The organism is Brenneria sp. hezel4-2-4 (assembly GCF_013155275.1).
Taxonomy (GTDB): Bacteria; Pseudomonadota; Gammaproteobacteria; order Enterobacterales; family Enterobacteriaceae; genus Brenneria.
The window spans coordinates 364211-389566 of the sequence record NZ_JABJXS010000004.1 but is presented as its reverse complement, the minus strand read 5'-3'; the positions used below and the strand labels follow the sequence as shown (position 1 = coordinate 389566).

26 protein-coding genes and 4 pseudogenes are annotated in these 25356 nt (G+C 49.8%); 9 read left to right on the top strand and 21 right to left on the bottom strand.

The window, feature by feature from the left end; genetic code table 11:
- Nucleotides 1-43 precede the first annotated feature (43 nt).
- The 3 genes from metC to HOY33_RS11470 form a co-directional block, all read right to left on the bottom strand.
- On the bottom strand, nucleotides 44-1237 hold the full coding sequence (gene metC, locus HOY33_RS11480) for a cystathionine beta-lyase (protein WP_172290334.1): 1194 nt from the start codon (nucleotides 1235-1237) through the stop codon (nucleotides 44-46).
- A gap of 259 nt (nucleotides 1238-1496) precedes the next feature.
- The gene (gene aspA, locus HOY33_RS11475; RefSeq protein WP_172290333.1) at nucleotides 1497-2927 is read right to left on the bottom strand and encodes an aspartate ammonia-lyase; all 1431 of its coding nucleotides are present in this window, start codon (nucleotides 2925-2927) and stop codon (nucleotides 1497-1499) included.
- A 241-nt stretch (nucleotides 2928-3168) separates the two neighbouring features.
- Nucleotides 3169-4164 carry a LysR family transcriptional regulator gene (locus HOY33_RS11470; RefSeq protein ID WP_172290332.1) on the bottom strand — a complete coding sequence of 332 codons (996 nt, stop codon included), beginning with the start codon at nucleotides 4162-4164 and terminating at the stop codon, nucleotides 3169-3171.
- A 492-nt stretch (nucleotides 4165-4656) separates the two neighbouring features.
- Here HOY33_RS11470 and HOY33_RS11465 point away from each other — a divergent pair, with 492 nt between their 5' ends.
- The 4 genes from HOY33_RS11465 to HOY33_RS11450 all read left to right on the top strand — a co-directional run bounded on the left by HOY33_RS11465 (nucleotide 4657) and on the right by HOY33_RS11450 (nucleotide 8470).
- Nucleotides 4657-5688 carry an ABC transporter substrate-binding protein gene (locus tag HOY33_RS11465; RefSeq protein ID WP_172290331.1) on the top strand — a complete coding sequence of 344 codons (1032 nt, stop codon included), beginning with the start codon at nucleotides 4657-4659 and terminating at the stop codon, nucleotides 5686-5688.
- Nucleotides 5689-5702: 14 nt separating this feature from the next.
- Nucleotides 5703-6455 (top strand): ABC transporter permease, encoded by a 753-nt coding sequence (locus HOY33_RS11460; RefSeq protein ID WP_172290330.1) that lies wholly within the window; start codon nucleotides 5703-5705, stop codon nucleotides 6453-6455.
- Complete coding sequence (locus tag HOY33_RS11455) at nucleotides 6452-7270, top strand: ABC transporter ATP-binding protein (RefSeq protein WP_172290329.1); 819 nt, start codon at nucleotides 6452-6454, stop codon at nucleotides 7268-7270. Before HOY33_RS11460 ends, HOY33_RS11455 begins: the two co-directional genes overlap by 4 nt.
- A 99-nt stretch (nucleotides 7271-7369) precedes the next feature.
- Nucleotides 7370-8470, top strand: a complete 1101-nt coding sequence (locus tag HOY33_RS11450) for a DUF1615 domain-containing protein (RefSeq protein WP_172290432.1) — start codon at nucleotides 7370-7372, stop codon at nucleotides 8468-8470.
- A 240-nt stretch (nucleotides 8471-8710) separates the two neighbouring features.
- Here the strand turns inward: HOY33_RS11450 and HOY33_RS11445 are convergent, their stop codons facing one another.
- Nucleotides 8711-9343 (bottom strand): LysE family translocator, encoded by a 633-nt coding sequence (locus HOY33_RS11445; RefSeq protein ID WP_172290328.1) that lies wholly within the window; start codon nucleotides 9341-9343, stop codon nucleotides 8711-8713.
- Between the two features lie 159 nt (nucleotides 9344-9502).
- Nucleotides 9503-9664, bottom strand: a pseudogene (locus HOY33_RS11440) (helix-turn-helix domain-containing protein); the annotation flags it as partial.
- A 181-nt stretch (nucleotides 9665-9845) separates the two neighbouring features.
- On the opposite strand from HOY33_RS11440, the pseudogene HOY33_RS11435 reads away from it, so the two are divergent.
- Nucleotides 9846-10417: pseudogene (locus HOY33_RS11435) on the top strand (IS256 family transposase); the annotation flags it as partial.
- A 117-nt stretch (nucleotides 10418-10534) separates the two neighbouring features.
- Here HOY33_RS11435 and HOY33_RS11430 read toward each other — a convergent pair.
- From HOY33_RS11430 to HOY33_RS11415, 4 genes and pseudogenes are all read right to left on the bottom strand, one after another.
- Nucleotides 10535-11869: a type II toxin-antitoxin system HipA family toxin gene (locus HOY33_RS11430; RefSeq protein ID WP_172290327.1), complete on the bottom strand. Its 1335-nt coding sequence runs from the start codon at nucleotides 11867-11869 to the stop codon at nucleotides 10535-10537.
- Nucleotides 11870-11873: 4 nt separating this feature from the next.
- On the bottom strand, nucleotides 11874-12179 hold the full coding sequence (locus HOY33_RS11425) for a helix-turn-helix domain-containing protein (protein WP_172290326.1): 306 nt from the start codon (nucleotides 12177-12179) through the stop codon (nucleotides 11874-11876).
- Between the two features lie 298 nt (nucleotides 12180-12477).
- A pseudogene (locus HOY33_RS11420) lies at nucleotides 12478-12591 on the bottom strand (CopG family transcriptional regulator); the annotation flags it as partial.
- Nucleotides 12592-12657: 66 nt separating this feature from the next.
- Nucleotides 12658-13914, bottom strand: a pseudogene (locus HOY33_RS11415) (tyrosine-type recombinase/integrase).
- 552 nt (nucleotides 13915-14466) lie between these two features.
- On the opposite strand from HOY33_RS11415, the gene HOY33_RS11410 reads away from it, so the two are divergent.
- Entirely contained in the window at nucleotides 14467-15111 is a 645-nt protein-coding gene (locus HOY33_RS11410; RefSeq protein ID WP_216660477.1) for a hypothetical protein, read from the top strand.
- Nucleotides 15112-15226: 115 nt separating this feature from the next.
- On the opposite strand, the gene HOY33_RS11405 is transcribed toward HOY33_RS11410, so the two are convergent.
- From HOY33_RS11405 to HOY33_RS11350, 12 genes are all read right to left on the bottom strand, one after another.
- The gene (locus HOY33_RS11405; RefSeq protein ID WP_172290324.1) at nucleotides 15227-15568 is read right to left on the bottom strand and encodes a TA system toxin CbtA family protein; all 342 of its coding nucleotides are present in this window, start codon (nucleotides 15566-15568) and stop codon (nucleotides 15227-15229) included.
- A gap of 20 nt (nucleotides 15569-15588) precedes the next feature.
- Nucleotides 15589-15909 (bottom strand): type IV toxin-antitoxin system YeeU family antitoxin, encoded by a 321-nt coding sequence (locus HOY33_RS11400; RefSeq protein ID WP_172290323.1) that lies wholly within the window; start codon nucleotides 15907-15909, stop codon nucleotides 15589-15591.
- An 18-nt stretch (nucleotides 15910-15927) separates the two neighbouring features.
- Nucleotides 15928-16158 carry a DUF987 domain-containing protein gene (locus HOY33_RS11395; protein WP_172290322.1) on the bottom strand — a complete coding sequence of 77 codons (231 nt, stop codon included), beginning with the start codon at nucleotides 16156-16158 and terminating at the stop codon, nucleotides 15928-15930.
- An 8-nt stretch (nucleotides 16159-16166) separates the two neighbouring features.
- Nucleotides 16167-16649, bottom strand: coding sequence for a DNA repair protein RadC (gene radC / locus HOY33_RS11390; RefSeq protein WP_172290321.1), 483 nt, complete (start codon nucleotides 16647-16649; stop codon nucleotides 16167-16169).
- A gap of 8 nt (nucleotides 16650-16657) precedes the next feature.
- On the bottom strand, nucleotides 16658-17116 hold the full coding sequence (locus tag HOY33_RS11385; RefSeq protein ID WP_172290320.1) for an antirestriction protein: 459 nt from the start codon (nucleotides 17114-17116) through the stop codon (nucleotides 16658-16660).
- An 85-nt stretch (nucleotides 17117-17201) separates the two neighbouring features.
- Nucleotides 17202-17438 (bottom strand): DUF905 domain-containing protein, encoded by a 237-nt coding sequence (locus HOY33_RS11380; protein ID WP_172290319.1) that lies wholly within the window; start codon nucleotides 17436-17438, stop codon nucleotides 17202-17204.
- A 76-nt stretch (nucleotides 17439-17514) separates the two neighbouring features.
- Nucleotides 17515-17925 (bottom strand): hypothetical protein, encoded by a 411-nt coding sequence (locus HOY33_RS11375; protein ID WP_172290318.1) that lies wholly within the window; start codon nucleotides 17923-17925, stop codon nucleotides 17515-17517.
- Between the two features lie 87 nt (nucleotides 17926-18012).
- Complete coding sequence (locus tag HOY33_RS11370) at nucleotides 18013-18627, bottom strand: hypothetical protein (RefSeq protein ID WP_172290317.1); 615 nt, start codon at nucleotides 18625-18627, stop codon at nucleotides 18013-18015.
- A complete protein-coding gene (locus HOY33_RS11365) occupies nucleotides 18624-19316 on the bottom strand; it encodes a WYL domain-containing protein (RefSeq protein WP_172290316.1) in 693 nt (230 codons plus the stop codon). Before HOY33_RS11365 ends, HOY33_RS11370 begins: the two co-directional genes overlap by 4 nt.
- A gap of 201 nt (nucleotides 19317-19517) precedes the next feature.
- Nucleotides 19518-20351 carry a DUF932 domain-containing protein gene (locus HOY33_RS11360; RefSeq protein WP_172290315.1) on the bottom strand — a complete coding sequence of 278 codons (834 nt, stop codon included), beginning with the start codon at nucleotides 20349-20351 and terminating at the stop codon, nucleotides 19518-19520.
- Nucleotides 20352-20444: 93 nt separating this feature from the next.
- Complete coding sequence (locus HOY33_RS11355) at nucleotides 20445-21308, bottom strand: GTPase family protein (protein ID WP_172290314.1); 864 nt, start codon at nucleotides 21306-21308, stop codon at nucleotides 20445-20447.
- A gap of 124 nt (nucleotides 21309-21432) precedes the next feature.
- Nucleotides 21433-22575: a hypothetical protein gene (locus tag HOY33_RS11350; RefSeq protein ID WP_172290313.1), complete on the bottom strand. Its 1143-nt coding sequence runs from the start codon at nucleotides 22573-22575 to the stop codon at nucleotides 21433-21435.
- 1158 nt (nucleotides 22576-23733) lie between these two features.
- Here HOY33_RS11350 and HOY33_RS11345 point away from each other — a divergent pair.
- From HOY33_RS11345 to HOY33_RS11335, 3 genes are all read left to right on the top strand, one after another.
- Nucleotides 23734-24315 carry an inovirus-type Gp2 protein gene (locus HOY33_RS11345; RefSeq protein ID WP_049606152.1) on the top strand — a complete coding sequence of 194 codons (582 nt, stop codon included), beginning with the start codon at nucleotides 23734-23736 and terminating at the stop codon, nucleotides 24313-24315.
- A 102-nt stretch (nucleotides 24316-24417) separates the two neighbouring features.
- Nucleotides 24418-24624, top strand: a complete 207-nt coding sequence (locus HOY33_RS11340; RefSeq protein WP_172290312.1) for an AlpA family transcriptional regulator — start codon at nucleotides 24418-24420, stop codon at nucleotides 24622-24624.
- A gap of 102 nt (nucleotides 24625-24726) precedes the next feature.
- The gene (locus HOY33_RS11335; protein ID WP_172290311.1) at nucleotides 24727-25302 is read left to right on the top strand and encodes a hypothetical protein; all 576 of its coding nucleotides are present in this window, start codon (nucleotides 24727-24729) and stop codon (nucleotides 25300-25302) included.
- Nucleotides 25303-25356: the final 54 nt, after the last annotated feature.

Below are 25356 nucleotides of genomic sequence, written 5' to 3'. Positions count from 1 at the left end.
CTCTCCGAGGCAGATAAATCAAGGGATATGAGTCCGGTCGCCGTCACACTTCCTTCATTCTGTTAAAGCCGGCGGCCAAATCGTCAATCAAATCATCACAGTCTTCCAGCCCGATATGTAACCGAATCAGCGTGCCGCTAAAGTCAACGCCGGCAACCGGACGGATTGATGCCAAATCATCCGGCTGGTTGGCCAGAATCAGCGATTCAAAGCCGCCCCATGAATACGCCATGCTGAAGTGTTCAAAATTATCCAGATAATGCGCCAACTGCGCGCTGCTCAGCTTGTCTTTTAATACAAACGAAAACAGACCGCTGCAACCTTTAAAATCACGGACATAGAATTCGTGGCCTTTACATTCCGGCAGGGCCGGATGATTAACCACGGCGACTTCGGGGCGTTCGGACAGCCATCTGGCGATGCGAATACTGCTTTCCTGGTGCTGTTTGAGCCTTACTCCCAGCGTACGCAGACCGCGGCTGGCGATATAGGCGGTATCGGCATCAACCATTTGTCCCATCAGATAGGAATGTTCGCGTAGCTGGGCCCAGCAGCGTTCGTTGGCGACGGCGGTGCCCAGCATGGCGTCAGAGTGACCGACGATGTACTTGGTGCCGGACTGCACCGAGATATCGACATCAAACTCCAGGGCTTTGAACAGCACGCCCGCCGCCCAGGTGTTATCCATGATGATAACGATTTCCGGATTGATACGGCGTACGGCTTGTACGATCGCCGGGACATCGTGGACTTCCATGGTCAGGGAGCCGGGAGACTCAAGAAACACTACTTTGGTGTTTTCCTGTATCAGTTCGCTGATGTCCGTGCCGATCAACGGATCAAAATAGGTCGTGCCGATATTCAACTTACTGAGTACTTGATTACAGAACCCCTGGGTGGGTTCGTAGGCGGAGCCGGTGACCAGCACATGATCGCCTGCCGACACGAAAGAAAGGATCGCATTGGCGATCGCCGCCGCGCCGCATGGGTACAACACACAGCCGGCGCCGCCTTCCAATTCGACCATCGCTTCCTGCAAAGAGAAATGGGTCAATGTGCCGCGACGGCCGTAGAATAATGCGCCTTTGGCCCGGTTGATGGTGGCGTGTTTTTTATCCTGGACGGTATCGAACACCAGCGAGGAAGCCCGCTGAATGACGGGGTTTACCGATCCCTGGGTGAATTTTTTGCTGCGTCCGGCGGAGACCAATGCCGTTGCCGTTTTCTTGCTTGTCATAACCGATATCACCTTATTCTCTTTTGGAGCCAGCCATGCGGGGCGATTCAAGACGCCCGGATGACCCCGTTTACCCGACTCATTGTATTCTGTGGTTTAATTCATTCTGGTCGTAGATGGTTAAACGCGCTGATACTTTCTACGTTATCACGGCTTAAGCGGCTTGTGGGCAGGCTTTTCGGATTGAGGCGAAAAACGCGTTAAATGGCAGGGGCAAGCTCGGGTTTACCAGCATGCCCCGGTGAGTGCGGGAAGGCGATTAAACGGATTCGGTGTAGCGCTTTGCTTTATAGGCCGGATGCATCAGGTTCTGGATAGAGAAGATATCGTCCAGTTCGCCTTCGGTGAGCAAGCCGCGTTCCAGCACCACTTCACGCACGCTCTTGCCGGTTTCGGCGCAGATTTTCCCGACGATATCGCCATTATGGTGACCGATGAACGGGTTCAGGTAGGTCACGATACCGATAGAATTGAAGACATATGCTTCACACACTTCTTTATTGGCGGTAATGCCATCGACGCATTTTTCCAGCAGGTTGCAACACGCATTCGACAGAATCTGGATGGACTCGAACATGGCTTGCCCAATGACCGGCTCCATGACGTTGAGCTGTAGCTGGCCTGCTTCTGCCGCCATGGTCACGCAGGTGTCATTACCGATAACCTTGAAGCACACCTGATTGACCACTTCCGGCCCCACCGGGTTCACTTTCGCCGGCATGATGGACGATCCGGCCTGCAACTCCGGCAGGTTGATTTCGTTCAGACCGGTACGCGGGCCGGAAGAAAGCAAACGCAGGTCGTTACAGATCTTCGATAGCTTGACCGCCAGACGCTTGAGGGCGCTGTGTACCATCACGTAGGCGCCGCAGTCGGAGGTGGCTTCGATCAGATCCTCGGCCGGGACGCAGGGCAAGCCGCTGACGGCCGCCAGATAGCTTACCGCCAGATGCTGATATTCATCAGGCGTATTCAGGCGAGTGCCGATGGCGGTCGCCCCCAGATTCACTTCCAGCAGCAGTTCCGCGGTACGCAGCAGGTTGCGGTTTTCTTCTTTCAGCAGAATGTTGAAAGCGTGGAATTCCTGGCCCAGCGTCATCGGCACCGCATCCTGCAACTGGGTGCGGCCCATTTTCAGGATATTTTCAAATTCCTGGGCTTTACGCTCGAATCCCTGGCCCAGTTGGGTGATGGCATCCATCAGTTTCAGGATGGAACTGTACACCGCCAGACGGAAACCGGTCGGATAGGCATCGTTGGTGGACTGACATTTATTCAGATGATCGTTCGGGTTAAGGTATTGATATTCACCTTTTTGATGACCCATCAACTCCAGGCCGATATTCGCCAGCACCTCGTTGGTGTTCATATTCACCGATGTACCCGCGCCGCCCTGATAGACATCCACTGGAAACTGATCCAGGCATTTGCCATTATTCAGTACCTCATCACACGCCTGAATAATCGTATCGGCAATATTACGTGGGATCGTTTGCAGCTCCCGGTTTGCCAGCGCCGCCGCTTTTTTCACCATCACCATGGCGCGGACAAATTCTGGAATATCGCTAATCGTATGGTCACTAATATAAAAGTTTTCGACAGCCCGAAGCGTATGAATACCGTAATATGCATTGGCGGGAACTTCACGCGTACCTAACAGGTCTTCTTCTATACGAATATTATTTAACATAACCGTTATTCCTTTCATTTATCGATTTCATAAGCTGCCTGTTTTAAATATATAGCCGTGAGTCGGCGCTATTTATCAATACGGCCGCTATTTGATAAGACAATATTTAGTCGTCACGATATTTATTTATCGTGATGAGATAGTTTGGGTCAGGACGAATCATCCTCAATAAAAATGCCTTACGTGCTTATTTTAACGTGCCGATGATTAGTCTCCCGGTTATTGAAATTTTATAAATGTTCTATTCCATCTCATTTGAGTTAATCGAAACCAATTTTTCTATTCCCCGATTAAGGTTCTCCAGTTTTGGAATAAAAACGGTCTTGATAATTTCATGCGTCACATCGCATGCTTCATCAAAGAAAGCGCTGTACTCATCGCGATGGCCGACAATATAAAGCGAACGTTTAATATTCAGTTGTTCCGGCATATGGGTCACAACCTGCCGGGAATGGATTTCCGATTGCAGAAAACTGATCGGGCTGGTCACGGCCCAACCGATCCCCGCGGCCACCATGGACGTTAAGGTATCCGCATTATCAAATTCGAGTCTGTTAGGAACGCGGATATCTATTCTGCGTAGATAACGTTCAATCTGCATGCCAATCTGTGAGTTGCGATTGAATCTCACCAGCGGCAACGCGGCGGACAACTCGCGAATATCCTCGATAGTCTTGATGCGTTTGCGATATTCCGGCGGCGTAATAATGAAATAGCCTTCGGAAAACAGACGGTAACGCACCACGCTATCGGTATCCATCAGCGGATCGCTGGTTACGATAAGATCCAGTTCACGCCGCATCAGCGCTTCACCCTGCTGTGGGCTTAGGCCCGTACGAATCAGCAACTGCGATGAGCTTTTCAGCAAACGTTTGGTGAATACCGAACCGCAGGTGATGGCAAACGAGTCGACCAGACCGATGCGCAGGTCGGGTTTAATCCCTTTGCCCGCCTCCAGGACTTGCGCTTTCAGGTTGGCGATCTCTTCGGTCAGCACTTCTCCGCGGTTCTTTAACGCAATGCCATAGGGGGTCAAGACAAAAGGGCGTCTGGCCCGATTGACCAGCATGACGCCAAATTCATCTTCCAACAGCCTGATGGTTTGCGAAATGGCTGACGGTGTCAGGCCTAACCGCGCGGCCGCCGCGGTCATGCTTCCCGCCTCGGCCATCGTCACGAAGACGTGAACGGCATACATATCAATCGATTTATTGGCTGACATTATTCGCTTGACCATCTGGTATTGCCTACGGTGCAGGGCACTGGGTTATTGACGCATTCAGGTAAACATACAGTTTAACCCATAATGCCTTGCCGGCAGGCGTTGTAACTGACGTCAGCTTAGTGAGTCAGGCGCGGAAAAAATACGGCGTAGGTCACTGATTAATTTTTTCTTATAACTAGGTGTAGCTAAGCTGAAGATAGCGGGGGAACAAGGCATTCTGCGTGTTCTTTTACATTTAGTCCTTACCATCAGCCCGCAGACATCAGGTCTTAATTTAAGCCGCTGCACTAATATAGAGCGTATGCGCAGGCTTTACGCACTGTCAACGTTCCTCTTGCCCCTTTCCTGAAAAAAATTGATTTAAATTCAATTAATTAAAAATTGGCATAACTTCTGCAATCCCTGTGAGACTTGTATACAAGTTTGAATCCATTTCCAACAGCTTACCCAACTGTCTGTTTTTATTCGGTGTGGCCGCCCGGCTCACCCTTTGGAGGATTAACGATGAAACGTATCACTCACCAGGCTTTATCTGTTCCTGCTAATCCACAACGTCGGCGCTTGCTCCGACTTTCCGCGCTGGCATTCGGTGCGATCGTCGCGGGTGAAACGCTGGGAATCTCCCCGGCGCAGGCTGCCGAGGATGACGAGATCCGCATTGGCTACTGGCCTATTGTCGGCGGGTTGCCGCTGTACGTCGCCATCGAACGCGGTTTTTTCAAGGAAGCGGGACTGAACGTGCGGGCGGTGAAGTTCGCCAGCCCCCAGCAGATTGTCGAAGGGATGATCACCAACCGTATTCATGGCTGCGCCAATGGTACGGCGACGGGCGCGCTGGGGCTGGGGGCGCAGACCATGCCGGAACTGTTTAAATTTATTTGCACCAATCCGTCCAATCATCAGTGGGTGCTGGACGAGTTTCTGGTTCCGATCGACAGCCCGGTAAAAAGCATCGCGGAGCTACAGGGCAAACGTATCGCCACCGGCCCCGGCATCCAGAATGTGACGCTGGCCAAGATCATTCTGGAGAAAAATGGTTTTACCGATCCTAAAGTGATCGAGCTGCCGGTGGGGCAACATATTCCTTCCCTCGCCGCCGGGCAGATTGACGGCGTCTATACCCTGGAACCCACCGGCACGGTCGGCAAGATGAGAAATCTGGCGCGCACGCTGGAAACCGGCGTGATTTCCAAATATGTCCTCGACGATGCCGATGCGCCCTGGTTTGGCGGCGCGGCGGCGCTAACCAGCGGCTTTATCAGCGGCAATGCGGATAAGGCCAAGCGTTTTATCGACGCCTACGCCCGCGCCGTCGAATTCATTCAGACTCAGCCGGATGCCGCACGAGAAAATATCGGTAATTTTACCGGTATCGACAGCGCGTTGTTGAAGCAGGTGCCGCTGCCGAATTTTGTGATGTATAACCACATGACCCCTCAGGATATTGGTTACTTCCAGAAGTTCTACGACATTTTTACCGAACGTAAGATTTTTCGCGACCCCATTTCCGTCGCGGCGCTGATGTATTCAGCTTAAAACCAGGAGAGATTATGAATCGTAAGCTGTTGCCTTTTCTTGGCCCCATTTTGCTGTTTCTGCTGTGGCAGCTTGCCGTCAGCGCCAAATGGCTGAATCCGGTGCTGCTGCCTTCCCCGACGGAGACGCTGAGTTATCTGTTTCACGCCCTTGGCGAGGCGGGAATGCGTCAGGATATTTCCTCGACGCTTTACCGCACCCTGATGGCGTTCGCCTTTGCCGCGGCGATCGGTGTGCCGCTCGGCGTCATTCTCGGCAGCAGCGAAACAGTGTATCGCAGCGTTGAATTTCTGATCGATTTTTTCCGATCGACGCCGTCTTCGGCGCTTATTCCTTTGTTCTTATTGATTTTCGGGATTACCGATGCGAATAAAATCGCCATTGCCGCTTTTGCCGCAGTACTGGTGATCCTGTTTAACAGCGCCTATGGGGTGATGAACGCGAAGAAAACCCGGGTGATGGCCGCGCAGGTCATGGGGGTGTCCCGCTGGCATATTTTCAAAGACATCATGCTGATGGAAAGCCTGGCGCAAACCTTTGTCGGGTTGCGCACCGGCGTGTCGATGGCGCTGGTGATCGTGATTGTCGCGGAAATGTTCATCGGATCGGAAACCGGGCTGGGCCATCGCATTATCGACGCCCAACAAATTTTCAACATCAGGGATATGTATGCCTCGATTCTGATAACCGGTGCGCTGGGTTATCTGTTGAATCTGCTTTTTTTACTGGTTGAGAAGAGAATTGTTCACTGGAGCGGCAAAGCATGACGAAACCTATCGCATTACAGCCAGACTACCGTGGGCCGCAGTTGGATCAATATCCGCCGGCCGATACGCATGTAACCATTCGCGGGCTGGACAAGTCTTTTGCCGGGCAGCCGTTGTACAGCAATCTGAATCTGGATTTGCCGCGCGGCAAAATTGTTTCGATATTCGGCCCGAATGGCTGCGGCAAGTCGACGCTGATGAATATGATTGCCGGGCTGATACCGGTGGATAAAGGGGAAATCCTGTTCGACGGTAAGCTGCTGGCGGATACCACCATCGGCTACGTATTCCAGAACTATCGCGATGCGTTGTTTCCCTGGATGAGCGCCTACGCGAATATCGCTTATCCGTTGATTCGCCGCGGCATGAAGAAGGCAGAGGTAAAACAGCGGGTGGAGGAACTGATCGCCATGTTTGAAATCCGTTTCGACCTCCAGCGTTACCCTTATGAGCTTTCCGGCGGGCAGCAACAGACCGTGTGCATCATGCGCGCGCTGGGGCCAAAGCCGGAAGTGATGTTTCTTGACGAACCTTTTTCCGCGCTGGATTTTGAGATGACGCTGTTTATCCGCGACAAATTACAGGAAGTACAGATTGCCACCGGGGTAAGCATGCTGATCGTCTCGCACGACCTGGAGGATGCGGTATTCCTGGCGGATGAGATCCTGCTGCTGACCCGCCGCCCGACGCAGGTTGCCGAAGTGGTTCCTTTTAACCTGCCGAGGCCGCGCGGCGCCGAGGCGATGAGCGATCCGGAGTTTATTCGGGTCAAAGCCCATACGCTGGCGGTATTTAAACGCGAGATGGCGTCGTAAATTCGGCCGCAGCAGGTGAGAAAAGCATGTTGTTTGCTGGATCATCAGCGCCTGCTGCGCTACCGTCTCTGCGCCTGCTTTCTCATTCTCAGGGATAAGATGTCACATTACCGTATTTCCGGGCTTCGCCCATTTTGTCTGCTGGCTTTGTTGGTGCTGGCCGGGTGTGCGAGTCACACTTCACCGACGCCGGCGCCGCGCCCGGCGGAGATCCGCGCGCAACTGCTGAAACTGTTGCCTGCCAACGTCAGCGATCGTCAGGGATGGGCAACCGATATTGCCGCCGCGTTTACCGCACAAGGCATTGAGGCCAGTAATGAAAATCTGTGCTCGGTACTGGCGGTCACCGAGCAGGAATCGACGTTCAAGGCCGATCCGCAGGTGCCGGGGTTAGCGAAAATCGCCTGGCAGGAGATCGATCGCCGCGCGGATAAACTGCATATTCCGGCTCTGCTGGTGCGAACCGCGTTGCTCATTAAATCACCTAACGGCAAAAGTTACAGCGAACGGTTGGACAAGGTGCGCAGCGAAAAAGAGCTGAGCGCGATCTTTGATGATTTCATCAATATGGCCCCGATGGGGCAAACGCTGTTCGGGCGGCTGAATCCGGTACGCACCGGCGGGCCGATGCAGGTGAGCATTGCGTTCGCCGAGGCCAACGCCAAAGGCTATCCGTACCAGGTGGACGGCTCGATCCGCCGTGAAGTGTTCAGCCGACGTGGGGGAATGTACTTCGGGATTATGCATCTGCTGGGCTATCCCGCGAATTACACCCAATCCCTCTATCGCTTTGCTGATTTTAATGCCGGCTGGTACGCCAGTCGCAATGCGGCCTTCCAGCGGGCGGTTAGCCGCCTGAGCGGCATTACGCTGGCGCTGGATGGCGATTTAATCAATTACGCTTCCGATAAACCGGGCTCGACGGAACTGGCGGTGCGTTCGCTGAGTAAACGTCTGGACATGAGCGATGCGGCGATCCGCCGCGCGCTGGAAAAAGGCGACAGTCTGGATTTTGAAAAAACCAGTTTGTATGAGCGAGTCTATGCGTTGGCCGATAAATCCAACGGCGGCAAGACGCCGCGTGAAATCTTGCCGGGCATCGCATTGGAAAGCCCCAAAATCACCCGTAAATTGACGACGGCATGGTTCGCGAAACGGGTCGACGAGCGTCGCCAGCGCTGTATGGGCAGAGTGCAATAAGCTATTGCTTTTGTAGTGACTGGACGCCTGATTTCTATAAATCCGCCGCCAGCACAACTCATGCGCATCCGCAAGTGCGCAGACTTTCTCGCAAGGCTTGGCGGTATGAACAACAACGTCTGTCAGAGCAAATGGGGAGTAATTTAGCCAGTGCCGCTAATTCACGTTCTGGTGAAATGCGTTTCATGGTATCTCCCCATCGCGCCATTAGTGTTGATATCGGGTTTTAACTGGGGTCTTTTAACGGCGAGATTCACCTAATATTTTGACGGCGAGGGTCGTCAGAACACCCCCCATAACCCAGCGTTGGATTAACGAAAAGGATGGCCGTTTCGTGAGAAAATGTGCGATTGTTCCGGCAGATATGGCGATTACGGCGTTGACTGAAACGCTAATGATTATCTGTGTCATACCGAGGGCTAACGACTGCGTTAAGACGCTACCATGAGCGGGGTTGATAAACTGTGGTAATAACGATAAATACATCACGGCGATCTTGGGATTTAACAAATTGGTCAGGAATCCCATAATGAAAAGTTTCCGAGCGCTATCCTTCGGCAATACTTTAATCTGAAAGGGTGACCTTCCGTTTGGACGTATTGCCTGCCATGCCAGCCATAAGAGATAAATAGCACCCGCGATCCGGATTGTATCGTAAGCATAAGGAACAGCCATCACTATCGCTGTTATACCAAATGCTGCACAGATCATGTAAAAGACAAAACCCAGCGCGACGCCTCCGAGCGAAATCAGTCCAGCAGCACGCCCCTGGCAAATAGAACGTGAAATAAGGTATATCATATTGGGCCCCGGCGTAAGCACCATCCCAAGAGCTATTAGCGAGAATGCAAAAAGGCTGTTTATTTCGGGCATATACCCTCCAGTTAGCGACAAACTCCATACCCGGTTAATTCGAAGATACTGGCCTCAATATATGAAAACTATCTGTTCAGGCGCGACTTCAACATCTATTGACGAAGCATGATCTTCAGGCCGTACAAAATCAAGCAGTTTCAATGATCTTGGGTATAATTACTTACCCTGTCTTAATCCCTTTTCCCTTCTTGCCTTTCTATCAAGCAATATTCCCGAATCATCAAAATAACGGCTGGGCCAGATTTCCGCAGGATGCACGTCCAGCGCCGTAGCCACAAGCCATTCTTCTTTCGGCCACGGACGGGAAAACACATCGGAGTGATTCACAACGCGTCCGGCATCAAGAGCCTGTATATAAATTTGTGTAATTGCCTGATTTTGATATGTTCAATCCAACATCAAAAGCAGGTTAACTTATGGACGAAAAACAGTTACAGGCCCGTATAACCAGCATGGATAACCAAATCCTGTCGTTATACGCCAAAGGCATGACTACCCGAATGTGCTGACAGAGCTGGAAAACAGAGGCCTGAACAACATTCTAATCGCCTGTGTTGACGGTCTGAAAGGCTTCCCTGATGCCATCAATGCGGTCTACCCGGAGACGCGTATCCAAATGTGCATCGTGCATATGATCCGCAATAGCCTGCGGTTCGTGTCCTGGAAGGATTACAAGGCCGTCCCTGTGACCTGAAGGCGGTTTACGGAGCAGAGACGGAAGAGGCGGCGTTGCAGGCGTTGGAAACGTTCGCCAGGGTTTGGGACGAACGCTACCCGCAAATCAGCCGGAGCTGGCGGGCAAACTGGGTGAATCTGTCAACATTCTTCGCGTACCCGGATGATATCCGTAAGGTGATTTACACGACCAATGCTATAGAATCGCTGAACGGCGTCATCCGGCATGCGATCAAGAAACGCAAGGTGTTCCCGACAGATGACTCAGTGAGGAAAGTGGTGTGGCTGGCGATACAGTCGGCATCAAAAAAATGGACGATGCCGATACAAAACTGGCGGCTGGCGATGAGCCGTTTTATTATCGAGTTCGGTGACCGCCTGGACGGTAACTTCTGAGAAAAGGCATTTACACAGAATCGTGTACAGGGTCTATGATCACTTTCCCTAGTCACTCACCGTTTTATGGCTACCCCTGCCTGAAAGGTGAATTGTTTCAAGACGTTCTTCAATATCTTATTTACGGTGCATTTCTTGTAACCGACCGCACTGTTGCCGCATACCCTCAAAAATACATTCAGCAAGCTCTGGTGGGAATGACTCAGGCAGCAACGCAGATATACGTTCAATAACTTCAGGTGTTCTGGATATAATATCATCCATCATGGATTCAACCTGTCGTCTGCCCAGACCGGTTAACTCACCCTGCTTGATCCAATGTCGCCGTTGAATTTTGTATAGGTGGTAATAATTACTGCTACCGCGAACGGCCATTGCCAGCTTGCACTTCTGCCAAGAAATCTGGTTATTACGCGGACCAATGACCGGCCATGCCGATAAAAGATCATAAAGAGGCGTAAGGTGATAGCGACCTTGTGGCTCAATAGCGATACTGAAATTTTTGGCATGGCCGTCAGTAGCCGCTATCAGCCAGAAAATAATTTGCGCTCTGAAAAACTGCTTTTTGTCCTGCTCAAACTGCTCTGAATGACTCAGTATGGCCATAATATCGGAAATACTGGGCCCACCATCAGACTGGTATTTTCGTAGCGGGGAAACACCCAAAGCCTGACACATATCCTCTTGTGGCAAGCGAATGATCCATTGCCGATCACCTGACCATCTTCTGTCAAAACGCTCAACAACCAATGCCTTCTGATCTTCAAACTGCGCAATCTGTGTTTTTGCTACAGGGATCCCATAGTGCTCAAGAAGCAAAGAACATAGCCATTCATTTTCAACCGACGTACTCATATCCGCTTGCATATTACCAACCAGCCCAAGTGGTAGCTTAAAGATATGTGTCGTTGGGGTATTACCTTTTGGTAAACACCATTGTTCTTTATGCCACAGTAAAGCCGTTTTTTCCTGCGCACCGGCAATTGATAAACGCAAATCGTCAGTATCATCCTGCCGACCTGGCAACAATGCCGCCGTGGTATTACGCAATCTTGTGGCGATCTCAGCTTCAGAAAGCGGGCGATAATTTACGGAAAATAAATCTGTGGGTTCCTCATCAACATTCAGTAACTGTATTGCACCGACACAGTCTCTTCCCAGCTCAGCCAACAGATCAAAAGGCTCAAGGCTGTCAGCATGGTAACGCATTGCTAAACGCCTACGAATGCCTTCGCTGTCAGGCAATAAATTATCAAAATAGTCGCGTACCACATTGCCGCGCCAAAGCTGATTACCGGGGGTGAAAAGCAAAGAGAGTGATAAAGGTCTTCCCTGTTCATCAGCAATCCATTCGGGAAGGTATTGCAACCTATCTTCGCCTCTGGTCTTTTCCCAAAATCCAACCTGGATCCCGTTCATCCATATCGCTAAACGCTGTTGTGTACGATGCATATCATCACCATTTTTCCCGTCTGGCGGGTGAGTCTATTGGCTTTTCTGGCTCTTCCATTGTTGAGGATGACATCGAGAAATGTACTCTTGGTCCAGAAGACAGCACCACCTCAACCCCCAGAACAGTAAGCACTTTAAACAAGCGCTCAATACTGGCGCTTCCAGGATTTGCTTCCAGACGGGCATAAGTTTGCTGTGTTACACCTAACCTTTCAGACACTTCTTTTTGCGTCAGTCCCTTAGCTTTGCGAAAGCCAATCAGCAATGGGCGCAACTGATTCAAGGTTTTCAACGGATAAACAGTATTCATAAGGCACTTACCCTTATTTTAGATGCTTATACATACTATAGGCTGTTTTTACATAATACACTCTATAAGCTGTAAAAACAAAATACATCAAATAAGCTGTAAAATGATAAAACAGCTTATATGCTGTAAAAAGGTAATGTTGTAAAACGATCTGGCGGAAATGATACTTGGGTATTATGAGCAGCAGAAAAAATCATCCACATAAGAAAAATGAGCGCCAGCCCCTCCCCAAAAAGGGGCTGGCGCGGCGCTTAATGCATAGGCTTTCGATACAGGATACGCCCTGTATTTCTATTGATTAGGCTTTCTTCAGTCTGGCGATAAACGCCTGCATATCAGAGTGATTCACAACACGCCCAGCATCAACATCAGCAAGTCCTTGTAAGACCCTTTGATGACGCTGTTCTGCCTCTTCAATCAGATAAGTAACTGCCACCGTTGGTTTTTTCGTTTTTTTCATCGCTAACACCCTAATGAATCAGATATTTTTAAACTCATACGGCACCACATACTCATCCCGATTCGCATCCAGATAATCCGCCCACCATTGCAGCATCAGCCTGCGCTCATCCAGATGTTCTGCTTTATGGATATAGGCGGCACGGACGCCATTACGTTCCTGATGGCTCATTTGCCGTTCCACCGCATCCCGTGACCACTGGCCGGACTCAACTAGTGCGCTACAGGCCATAGTGCGGAAACCGTGTCCACATACTTCGGTGGTGGTGTCGTAGCCCATTACCCGCAATGCATTGTTGACGGTGTTTTCACTCATCGGTTTGGTTGGCCGGTGATCGCCAGCGAGATCAGTTCATGAGAGCCGCTGATGGCCTTGATCTCTTCCAACAGCGCCAAAGCCTGTCGGGATAACGGCACCAGATGTTCAGAGCGCATCTTTGCGCCACGCTGTGAGTGCTTCACGCCGGGGATGGCTTCGCGTTCAGCCGGTATCGTCCACATGGCGCATTTGAAATCGATTTCCGGCCAGCGGGCAAAACGTAGCTCACTGGAGCGGATGAAAACGTACAGAGTAAGTTTTAACGCCAGCTTGGTTAATGCCCGCCCTTTGTGGCGTTCAATCCTTGCCAGAGAATCCGGCAGTTTGTTCAGCTTCAATGCAGGCCGGTGGGTGGCTTTTGGCGCGGCTATCGCACCAGAGAGGTCTTGCGCAGGGTTGCGCTCTATCAGATCGTTCTGCACCGCGTAGCGCATGATATCGGTGACGCGCTGGCGCAACCGTGACGCCAAATCAAGATGCCCGTTTTGTTCCACGGCTTTCAGCGGTTCAAGCAGATCTTTAGCTTTCAGATCGGCAATATGGCGATGCCCGATGGCTGGCAGAATATTCCGTTCCATATCGCGCCATACCCGTCCGGCATGTGTTTCCGACCATCGGTTTTGACTGATGTTTCGATGCCAGTCTTGCGCGACCTTCGCAAAGGTATTCAACGTTTCTTGTGCCTGCACTTTCTCTTCTTCACGCTTTTCCGTTGGGTGGATGCCCTCCAACAGCAGCAATCGCACCTCGTCACGTTTCTCTCTGGCCTTCGCCAGCGAGATCAGCGGATAGGCGCCGAAAGCAATCCGGCTTTCCTTACCTGCAAAGCGGTACTTGAGATACCAGAGTTTAGAGCCGTTAGGACTCACCAAAAAGATACAGGCCATGCGCATCCGCGAGCTTGTAGGCTTTCTCGCGCGGCTTGGCGGTACGGGCAACAACGTCGGTCAGCGCCATAATTTGGGGGTCAACTCATAATCGAAGTGAATTGACCCTCATCTTGACCCCCAAATCAGCTGGATGTCAATGGACGAAAAAAGACCACTGTGGATAAAACAGACAAAATAGCGGAGAGGGAAATGAAATTAAAAATCGTTATTTTATAGATAGATATAGACGTCTCTGGACGATTATGGACATAAAAAAAGCCACCATGAGGTGACTTGATTTTCATACGATGGTGCGAAGGCCGGACTCGCTAATCAACAACAATCAACTGAATTTTAAGTAATTAATATGTAAAAATTTTATTTATATACTCACATGTATACTCAATTACTTTCCTTCAAAAATCAGCGTATTAACATAACGCCTGAATCATCTAAACGATGATGCAGTAATCATACCATCCTGAATAATTTCAGCTGGGAATATTTCTCTTTCCTAGACAGATCCAACAATTAGCACTTACATAGCAATACTAATGCTTCTTGCCTCACTCTGGAAAAAAATCTCCTGTAAACAAATCAATCTGTTATCTTCAGTTCATTTAAGATTAAGAAGGGAAAGATGATGTTCACAATGGTAAAAGATTTGCTCAATATCCCAGTTATCACAAGCGTCACCCTTGCCATTCTCGCCGCAATTGCGAAAAAGTATGTCCACTTCAGCCGACGGGATTTCTTTTCTCGTTCTCCTTTAGAGCAGATCGAAGCTGTTAAATGGTTAAGGCAATCAAAACCACCATCTTCAGACCCACTAGATGTGGCTGAACAACAATTCCGCCTTCTATCTTTAGGTCTACATAGGGACAGAGATTTATCCTACAGGCTTGTGGCTTTTCATTCCAGCCACTCTCAAACCTATATTCAATCACTCAAAGCGATATTACGTTGGCCGGGATTATATGATATCGGCGATGGCAAGATATACCCTCATAATCATTTAAAGTGGTCTTTACCACTCATGCTTATTTTTATACTGACCATTATGGGCTCAGAGGTAATTAAAAGCTATTCACGTGAAGATGTCAGTCAGTTTATTTTCTTCCTAACTGTCACCTTAGCTACTCTTATTCCATGGTTCTGGATGTTATCCTGTGTTCTCAAGATATTTGGCATCAGTAAAAAATTAAACACATACGTTCCACCAGTCATTGATGCTGAAACCAATGAAGAGGATTTCAGCTCGATCCTTAATAATAAATACCATTAAAACTAGCTATACTTTGTAAATACAAGCGCACCTGCCAATAGTGGCAGGTGCGCTTGTATGTTCTATAAATTTGGTGAAGACTGGTGATTTAAGTCAGGAAGACTGCTCAGAACTCTCACAATACAGCATCATTAAGACTTCGTCGCAATAAACCAATCGCCTGTCGTGCTCGCAGGATATCTACGGCACGAAGATAAGGTGATTGCTCCTGCCAACTAAACCCTCTGCGATCGATACGAACCAACCCATATTTATCCACCAGAAAGTTAACAGCATCAGCCAGCGTAATACCGGCGTTGATATGTTCCTGAATAACCGTTTCATCACTGAATGGGGTGTCATTCAGTGTCAGGCCATAGTGCTGATCCAGCAGGCGTGAAAGTAATATTTTCCAGACAATCACTGGTGACGGGCATGGCTCAGCCGCCCGCAAAGTCTTTGCAGCTAGAGTTTTCATGTTTATTCTCGTGAAATTATTTACCGTTGAGTAGGATAGACGACGATGTATACGTAGCCGCAACTGCCAAGAGTATCGGCTTCACAGGTAAAACCGTTGTGGGACAGGGTTAAGCAGCGGGCATGGCGAGGATTCATTTCACCAGTGGTCAGCATCGATTCTATCTGACTGATAAAATGAGGAAATGCTTCATCCAGCTTAAGACATTCGGCGTCACTGAACTTACCGGTAATACTGGCCCGGTCAGCCAAGTAGTGGAGCCGATTACCCTCCTGCACCAGACGTGCTCCCAGACGCGGTGTAATATTCCGCTGCAGTCCCCATGTGACATTACTTCTCATCGGGCTTCTCCTTTATTGTCAGTTCAGGGTGATACTCATCAGAGAGGCATAGGGCCCGTTGCGGTCCTGGCGGCGTTCGGCGTATACCGCCAGCACGCCAGGAATGTCAGGAATGTCAGGAACTACCTGACCGGTATAATGACTGACGCTGCCGTGCCACTGGTACCTGCCGGTGCCGTATCGAAAAATGCGGGAGGCCGGATGCTGACGGTAAATCGTCATCGCCCGGCGTTTACTGATAATTTTCATGTCGTACCTCAAAGCAGACCGTGTTCAGCGAACGACAATATCTGCGTGCCACCGACAATGAGATGGTCAGGCACACGGATATCAACGAGCTGAAGCGCCTGCACCAGACGCTGCGTGATGGTCTTATCTGCCAGGCTGGGTGTAATGTCACCGGAAGGATGGTTATGCGCCAGTATCACTGCTGCCGCATTGAAGTACAGGGCACGTTTGACCACCTCACGGGGATGCACCTCGGTGCTACTAATGGAACCGGCAAACAGGGTTTCGTGGGCAATCAACTGGTTCTGCTGGTCCAAGTACAGCACCATAAACTCTTCGCGCTCCAGCCCCGCCATTTTCAGTTTCAGCCAGTCACGGGCAGCCTGAGTGGAGGTGAATGCCACACCTGTTTCTCGCAGGTGTCGGTCAAGCAGCGTTAAAGCGCGTTTTACCGTGCGTTGTGCGGCCAATGGAAGTGCCGGAGCCTGTGGGATAAGTGACTGTTCCATCATGAGTATCCTTAATCAATAATGCGCAAAATGGCGCTGGATTCAGGGTGCTGCAGAGCGTAATCCCGCAGGCGGTAATAGTGCTCAGTCATGGCATCGCATTCGGTGCGACAGGCGTGATGGCTGTATTCAATCAGGCAGACAGCGACACCTGCGGCTTCCGCGCTCATTTCCGCACCATTGCCGTTCATGCCGTTGAACAGATGCCATTTATCGTCCCCGTCAGCATCAGGGGCCATAAACGCGCCGCCATTGCTGAGCGTGTAAAAGGACCAGATACCACCGCTGTATTCATCACAGAAGCGGTCCATCCAGGCGAAAATACGGGGTTCCAGCGTTATCCACTGCGGGATAGCGCCAAAGTACAGCGGCCAGAAATTGAGACGCTGTTCGTCAGGTACTGGTGTTGCAGTGAGAGCAAATTGAGTTGCATTAGCGGACATCAATTCGCATTGCGTTTGTGTCGTCATGGATATTCTTCGTCAATAAAAACGCCAGCGACGATGGCTGGCGTATGGGAAATAAAGGACATGCAGGGATGATTAATGGATGTGGTCAGGAGGAGGATGCTCTGAGGATGCCTGACTTGCGGATATAACGATTAAGTCCTTCGCCAGCATCAGGTTCAAAGCACCATGCCCGCCAGACCATTCGACCTTCAGAGTCACGAACCACCAGGCGGAAGTGAGTGCCCTGGTCGTCTTCAATGCTGAGGTTGTGATACCGGCGGGTAACAGCTTCAGCCTGCTGTCGCGTGAAAGCTCCCGGTGGCAGCATGTGAGATTCAGGCATTCGATGTACCTTAAAAGCAAAAACCCCTGACGCTGCCGCGTCAGGGGTGTGGGTGTATGCAGGTGTGGGGTGATAATCAGTAACCGGTTTGTACCTTATACAGCCGCAGGGTTTTGCTGCCCCGGACAATTTTCACATACAGGGCATTATCTTTCGTGCCGCGTAGAAAACTGGCCTGCACATCGCCCTTACAGTCACCACCGTCGTAAGGAATGTTGACACCGGTCTGGCGCACCAGGTCGATAACCCCGAAGCTTAAGTCCTCACAGGCCGGACCCGGCAGGTCCTGAATCAGGGCAAATTTATGGTCGTCGCTGACACCGGTCAGTGAGCACATGGAGGTGTTGATGTCGTTTCCCTGGCACCAGTACTCTTGGCCTGGATTGTCTTTATCCATCAGGCTTGCCGGAAGCTGTGCGGCACCGGTACTGAAGGTGGTGAGTGACAGAATGAGAGCGGGTATGGCTGAGGTTATAATTCTTAACATGGCATTCTTCCTGAATTAATGGGTGTCCTATACACCCGATAGATTGCCAGGCATCTGATGTAATTTAAAACGCCTGTAACCAGATTCTCAGCAGTTACCAGTACGGCGGCACAGTTCAGCCATGCTTTGCTTTGCCACCCACTGCTGCAGTTCGCGGTCTTTTTGAGAACGCTTAGCCGCCAGCGCGGCCTGTTGTTTTGGATTGACGCAATTATCCGGCACGACCAGCATGGCTTTCGAAACGTAGGTAGACCGGGCATGGTTCAACGCTTCTGTCGGATTATCTGTACCACCTGCTCTCTGTTGCGCCTCGTCCAGCAGCGAGGCCTGGGTATCAATCAGAGTGAACCCACACGCCTTACCCTCCCCCTGGTACACGGATGTCAAATCGGCGGGGGAACCACTGGCCGTTTTGAGTGCAAGTTTGCGTACCGTTTTGGTGTTTTTGTCAGCGAGAAAATAGCCTCCGTTGTATCCCATCCGCAGCAGAAACTGCCGGGTCCAGGGATAATTATCAATGACTCTGGCACCGTAGAGCGCATTGCTGAGGGTGTGATTGTCCAGACCATCGGCTGATTTCCAGCCGTCAGCTTGCATGTATTGCCAGGCCTTAACCGTCCCTACGACATTTTCAGCGGCTACTGGCAAAACGGTACCCGCGCACAGACTGAGCGCCAGCGCCGTGGTAGTAAGTAATTTCATATCTGTTCCTTTTGAGGTGAAAACCCGTCGTCACTGACAACGAGCAGTGAGTGGAAAGTCTGAAAGTGAGGTAATATCCGAAGAAAATCAGGATGTGACAACAGGTTACGCACCCGTGCATCGGGCACGAACAGTGCCGGGTGGAAGGTTACCGTGTGAATATCGCCCAGCGGGAAAACCGTTATATGCCCCCCGAGCTCACCGGTCAGATACCAGCAGCCGTCGCTGCACACCAGGCGGTAAGGGGCCAACCCGGAGTAACGACCGCCTTCTGCCAACAGCGTCACCCGACGGTGTTCAGTGATAGCGCGAACCAGTCGCGTAAACACGTCAGGCCGTGCCAGTGCCCGGGGCCAGATAAGGCAGGGGGGTTCGCTGGCACTCAACAGAGAGGTAACCATCTGGTTGTCGATATCCGGAAAGAGCGCCTCCACGCCGGAGTGGCGGACGAAGGTCTGCACCGCCAGTTCCCGCTGGCGACTACCAGACAGCAGGCTGCACTGCCCGTCACGGAAATCCAGGTCGAGATAGGTCAGCCGCTCACGAAAATCCCGACGTAGCGTGCGTACAGACACGCCGAACTCGGCAGCCAGCTTCTGCATAATTAGTGTTTCTCCCGCCACAAGGCGGCTGATAATCAGCGACAAGCGGACCGCAAGGCGCTCATGGCGGCGCTCAGTCTGAGACATGAGAGGCGTTCTCCATTCTGTTAATGGACTGAAAATTAAGTGATTAGTGTAACGAGAGGGCCGGACAAGATATGGACAGCAGAAGCTGTATTTTTTCAGCAGGCCGAATGCAATCAGAATGCGGCTTCGTGTTCAGTCAGAGGAAAAGCTGCCTGTAAATTGAGCAATGAACGGACAGGTGATGTCCGCGTTAATCCGGAGCTAGTATTTGTTTGTCTGAAACCCGCTGAGCATCGTTTCTGCCATCACCCACAGCGCACGGTTAAGCTTCACATCACCGTCAATGCCGCGCACGGCACGGGTATGCGTTCGTCCGCCTTTCGCACTCCGCCCACTGAGCCCGCCTTTAATCAGGTTCTCCTGAATACGCTGGTACGTGGTCCACAGGTCGTTGCTTGCATCCTGCCAGCGGCGTGGGGAAAGCACCTGTGATGGATCAACCGGCTGGTGGTCCTCACCGAAACGGTACGTCAGTGCAGCCTGTGCCAGCGCCTGTTGCGCAGGTGGAGGCAGCATCAAAGACTGCATCGCATCCCGCTTCTCCTCCACACGGTCAAAAATCCCCAACACCTCATAAGCGCCTTCAATCACCTGACTCACCACATCCCCTTTATGCGGCACCCGCACTTCGCCAAACGATTCTCCGCAGACGAGCCCGTTCTGACATACCGCACGAAATAATCCCGGTAGCATCTGATACGAGCTGGTGCCGTCATGGGAGTTGAGCAGAATGATTTCCGGAACCTGTTTACCGGTGATCTGCCCCTCCCGACGCAGGCGCAGCATGTGTTTTGTGTGTTCGCGACGCCCTGGGTCACGAACCCTGGTCTGACAGGCAAAGAACGGCTGAAAGCCCTCCCGCTGCAGGTTTTCAAGAACGGTAATGGTTGGTATCCAGGTATACCGTGCGCTGCGTGACGCATGCTTCTCCTCACTGAACACACTGGGCACCACCCGAAACAACTCTTCACGGGTTAACGGACGGTCACGACGAATAAGGTTTGCTGCGCCAAAGCGCGAAGCCAGACGGGTCATAAGCAGACTCCTCATGATGGAAAATAAAGACAAAAAAGCCCTGCCGCTCAAATGGCGACAGGGCTCAGGAAACGACGGATTAAGTAGCAATATTCAGAAGAGGAAATTCCAGACGGCACGGGCGACCGATACCACGGTGTCGCGTACAGCCTGAATGATTGCCCGAACCGGGGCCGGTATCAGGGGCATGGAACTTACTGTATCCAGTACCGAGCCTACCGTTTCACCAAAATCGTCACGGGCTTTTTTATTAACTGAATCGGTACGAAATGGCTCACTGAGCTGGACTACCACCGGGCTGCTCGCGTCACGCGGCAGACAACGAATCATCCGCTCAGCCATCACCCTAAGCCCCCATTGCAAACGAACCGATACCGCACAGACCGGATTTACAGGCTGAAAAAGTTCATGCAACTGGCAGATTTTACGGCTGATATTTTGTTTCTGTTCAGTGGATAATTTATTGCCACTGCTTCCTGGTTCGACTTTATCTGACTGACTAATAACAAACAGCACTTTATTCCAGTAAGCTTCTCCAATTACCTGACGGTAAAAATGTTCATCCACCGACAGCGCCCGGTCATCGGCCTTAATAAGCCACAGCACCAGGTCCAGACGGGTGAGCTGTTCGCGGTACAGTGTGGCGTACTCTGTGTCCCGGCGCTCAGACTCCCCGACGCCGGGTAAATCCACCAGTGTCATAAAGCGCTTTCCCATCTGCAGGCGAAAGCGTAAGGGTTCGCGAGTGCAGGCGATCACATCGCTGACGGGTGAAATCTCTCCGGCAAACAGGGCATTGCACAAACTGCTCTTGCCCGCCCCAGTTTTACCCATAATGCCGATCACCGGTTCGTAATGAGTAAGCTGGTTTATCTGCTGCAGAATACGCTCCGACGCCCACTGCGGCAGGCCAGAAAGCGATTGCTGCAGGGGCTGCATGCCTTCCCGATTATCCATGACATCTCCTGAGATAAAGAAAATAAAAAACGGCAGAATCGTTAGGTTCTGCCGTTAATGAGGTATGTTCAGGGAGATGATATATATTTGAATTCTTTTTAAATAAACAAAAGCATTTTACTTTCTACAGATCATTCCTGACACACTCACTTTCAATAAGCAAGGCCATCATATCCAACTCAGAAATCTCGTATTTCTCTGAGAGCTTTGTGAGTTTCTTTTTTATTTTGGCCGGGAGTTTCAGGTCTGCCTGACGTTCTTTTTTCTTTTTGCGAAACAGTTTCAGTGCCCAGGCTTTTTCCAGTTCGTCCATCAAGACTGCCTTATGCTTCCCTGGAGGGCAAAGTGATGACTTTAACTCAAGGCGTTGAGGACTTATTTTTTTATGACCTCTCGTTAGTTCATCCAGCTGTTCATTCGTCCATCCCTGCCATAAATCGAAGGTTGCGCAGATAAAGTGCCAGCGCTGAAAGTTATTAAGTGGATTAATTGGAGGGGAAACGCCCTTATCCTTCATGGTATTCCAAACCCAAATACACTGTTGTTCATTTTTAATATCCACCCATGAAAAAGCCTGTTGAAAGTCCTCCTGAACGCTTACCCATGCTTCTTTGGTTTCTTTTATAAAAGTAATAATTTTCTCTATATCGAAGCGAGATAGAGTCTTTATGATATAATCAGGAATATTCTCTACGCCTGTAAAATCTTGGGCAAAGTGCGGGAAGAAAACCCCATTTGCAGGTTTATTATTCAATCTGGAGATATTCGTTTTTTTAATAATTTCATTTATATCTTCTTTCAGATTTACTTGAGTGCTGGGTGTTGTCTTCATCAAACTGTTCTTTTCTGATGTTTCTTGTACCTCCAGTATCTCCTGTGCATCTGATTCAGATTTGTCCTGGTGATAATTAAAATCGAAACTCGGTGTGATCCCACCAATCGTAGCTCTTTCTTCTGGTTGCCAAACCGGTGTTTTATCAATAGCCATTTTAAATGATGTGGTTCCGAGTGCCTTCGCTGATAATGGATCACCATAGTTTTCAGCCTTCGGCACAATGCTATCACTTCTGGATTTTTGGAAATTAATCCCCAGGTAAAAAAAGAAAAAAAATGCAGCCCTTGGTTCTTTATTTAACCACTTCAGCTTGTTTTTTAACCACGCGTGCTTTTCTGAAGATTGCTTTTCGAGCCTGATGCGCTCTTTTTCGGCACGATCTTTTTCCCATGCACGGCTTTCTTCAACGTACCCCTTTCTGTCTTCGTTCATTTTTTCACCAATTGCTGCGATTGATTTTGATTATCTTACGTATTGAAAGCGTAAAAAAACAATAGAAATAATGACTAATAATTGATTTAAAATCATATAAAAAACAAAATAAAAACGTAGTAAAAATGTAGGATACATTTAGATGGTAAAAATAAAAAATCAATGGGTTACAAGCAAGTCTGTGATAAATAGACAGGATAATGCCATATCAATGCAGGCATCTATACTGCCAGGCAATAAAAACGTTACAAGTCATCGCCTTTCTCACGTAGTGCAGGCTACAGGTCACTGAATCTGACATGTAATGAAGCGGCTTCATCAACTCGCTTGGTCAAACGAAGCTACAAATGATCTCTACCGCTTTTTTACCATTGCACCGGTACCTATATGCCGGAGAGGGCAACAGCAATTCATGACCCGTCACGGGTACCGGTCACCGCCGTGATACATCATGCTTTGCTTCGATTATTTAACGGTAGTCAACCACTGCTCATCTCTGTTGACAGAAAGGTGGGTATTTTCAACTGACAGAGGTAAACGTACACCGAGTAGTGACGTAACCACCATTGCCCGCCGTTTCACCGGAAACACTCGGCGTCACCTGTGGAATACCCTTCCGATATGGGGGCTCTGGTTAAATGGACTCATCAGCGAATCGTATTGGCGATGTTGGTGTGGGAGCTCAAATATTGCTCTCGCTAGAGTCTGACCGGGACGTGCAAATTGAATAATGTGGAGCCAGAGTTCCGCCTTCAGCACGTACTTGATGCGGTCGGTAAGCTGGATCATCAAGCTGCTACCGTGGCACTTCACACTGCTTGCGGAATAATCTCCCTCGTCAATATGGTTCCCGGGATCCGCTTAACACAAGAGCTCCAGTCATACTTTAACGAGCTAAGCCCTCCTTTCTATAAAGTTAAACTCTTCGCATCCCGGTTATAAGTCGTAGCAATCTTCTGGTTTTTAAACGTATTTTTGATAATTAAGGTTAATTGGTATTATAGGGAAGTAGATCTCAGCATATAACAACTATCCCACCAGGGGATAGCACATTGCTGATAGTAATTAACTGGATCTGCCAGGTAGGTAACACTCCCAGTTGCATTACAAAAAAACAGTTTCTGCTGTTCCTTTGAACTCACCCAAAGGAATAACACAATGCAAAGACTTTACCCACACTTTAAAAAAATCACTCCCAATGATTTCCTCCTGAATATGATCAATCACCATCTTAATCAGATTCTGATGTGTCACTCCAAAATACTGGCGTTTCGAATGGATTTTGATTATCAGCGAGGTACCAACCGATTCATTCGTAATTCTTCATTTGAGATACAGGATGACCTCCGGGAGTTAACCTTGGCTGTAATGCAAATGCCTCAACTCTGCGGTTGTTTCTGGGTGCTGGAATGGACAAAGACGAATGCTATCCATGCTCATGCCATTTTTTATCTTAAAGGGCAGAAGCATCAGAAGTCATTTCCGTTTATTCAACAGACTGGTGAATTGTGGCTGACGATAACGAACGGCGAAGGGAAATACGAACGTTGCAAACCGAAGGACTACTGCCAGGACAACATTAATAACGTCGTTGATTATGACAACGACGAAGACGTTAATAGCCTGAGACGTATTGCCAGTTATCTGACGAAAGAATCCCAGAAGAACGGAAATCTGATTTGGGGATGTAATGAGGTTCCTGAACCAGCCAGACAAGGCCGCCCCAGAAAGGGCAAATAATATAACGACTTTTTTACAGCACCACCGGTTGCTATGCCGGAGAGGGCAGCAGTAATTCTTAACCCATCTCCGGTTCCCACTTAGCTACCGGAGAATCAAATCATGACCGTTAAACCTTCCCTGCTCGAAGACCAATTCATCGATATGGCATTCATTACACAACTCACCCAGTTGACCGATAAATGGTTTTATAAACTCATTAAAGACGGTAAGTTCCCAAAACCAACCAAATTTGGTCGCAGCTCCCGCTGGCGGAAAAGTGAAGTGGAAGCCTGGTTACAGGCGAGAATTGACGAATCACGCAGCTAGATACCTCTCCTTACATATCACTTTCCTGACTGGCAGACTCTTTATCCGCTGATTGCGGGGGTTTGCAGCTGCCTGTCATTCAGTATTCAGGGATAATTCACCATGAAAGAGTCAAAGACGCGATATGACAGTTTGCTGGATAGCTACCAACGTTGGCTAAACGGGTTCACAAAACTGGCCATCATAAATGGTATGTGTCACCCCAATATCCAGGCCAGCCACCATCTGATGGTAGGCAGTCTGTTCTTTCCCGGCGCGGGACAGATGACTGCAGTGGTACCACAATGCCTTTACCGACTGATTTACGGAAGTCAGCAGCCAGAGCCAGTATCGGTTGTGACTGATATGCAAATCAGCCTTGAGACAAAGCAAAAAACTTTACTGCACCACCCAATGCTGGAAGGGATATTGCTGAGTGAATGTATCCGCCTGAAGCAGCGTCCGCTGGCGAATAAGCTGATTAGCCTGCTACAACAATTCAGTTCACCTGAGTATCGCCACAAACTGGTCTGGCTATGTTGGTACGATTTGATGATGGGAGCGACGCTGGAAGACTGGCTGGATAATCTGAAACGTAAGGCACCTGAAGATCTAGGCTTGTGGCTGGTTGGACGGCAGGAGGAAAACATATCCCTCACGCAAATGATGGATGAATATCTGCTATTTACCGGCCACTGATATCAGTTCCGATTTGTGCCGAACTGCTTTTACACCTCGGAAAAAACAGAACTC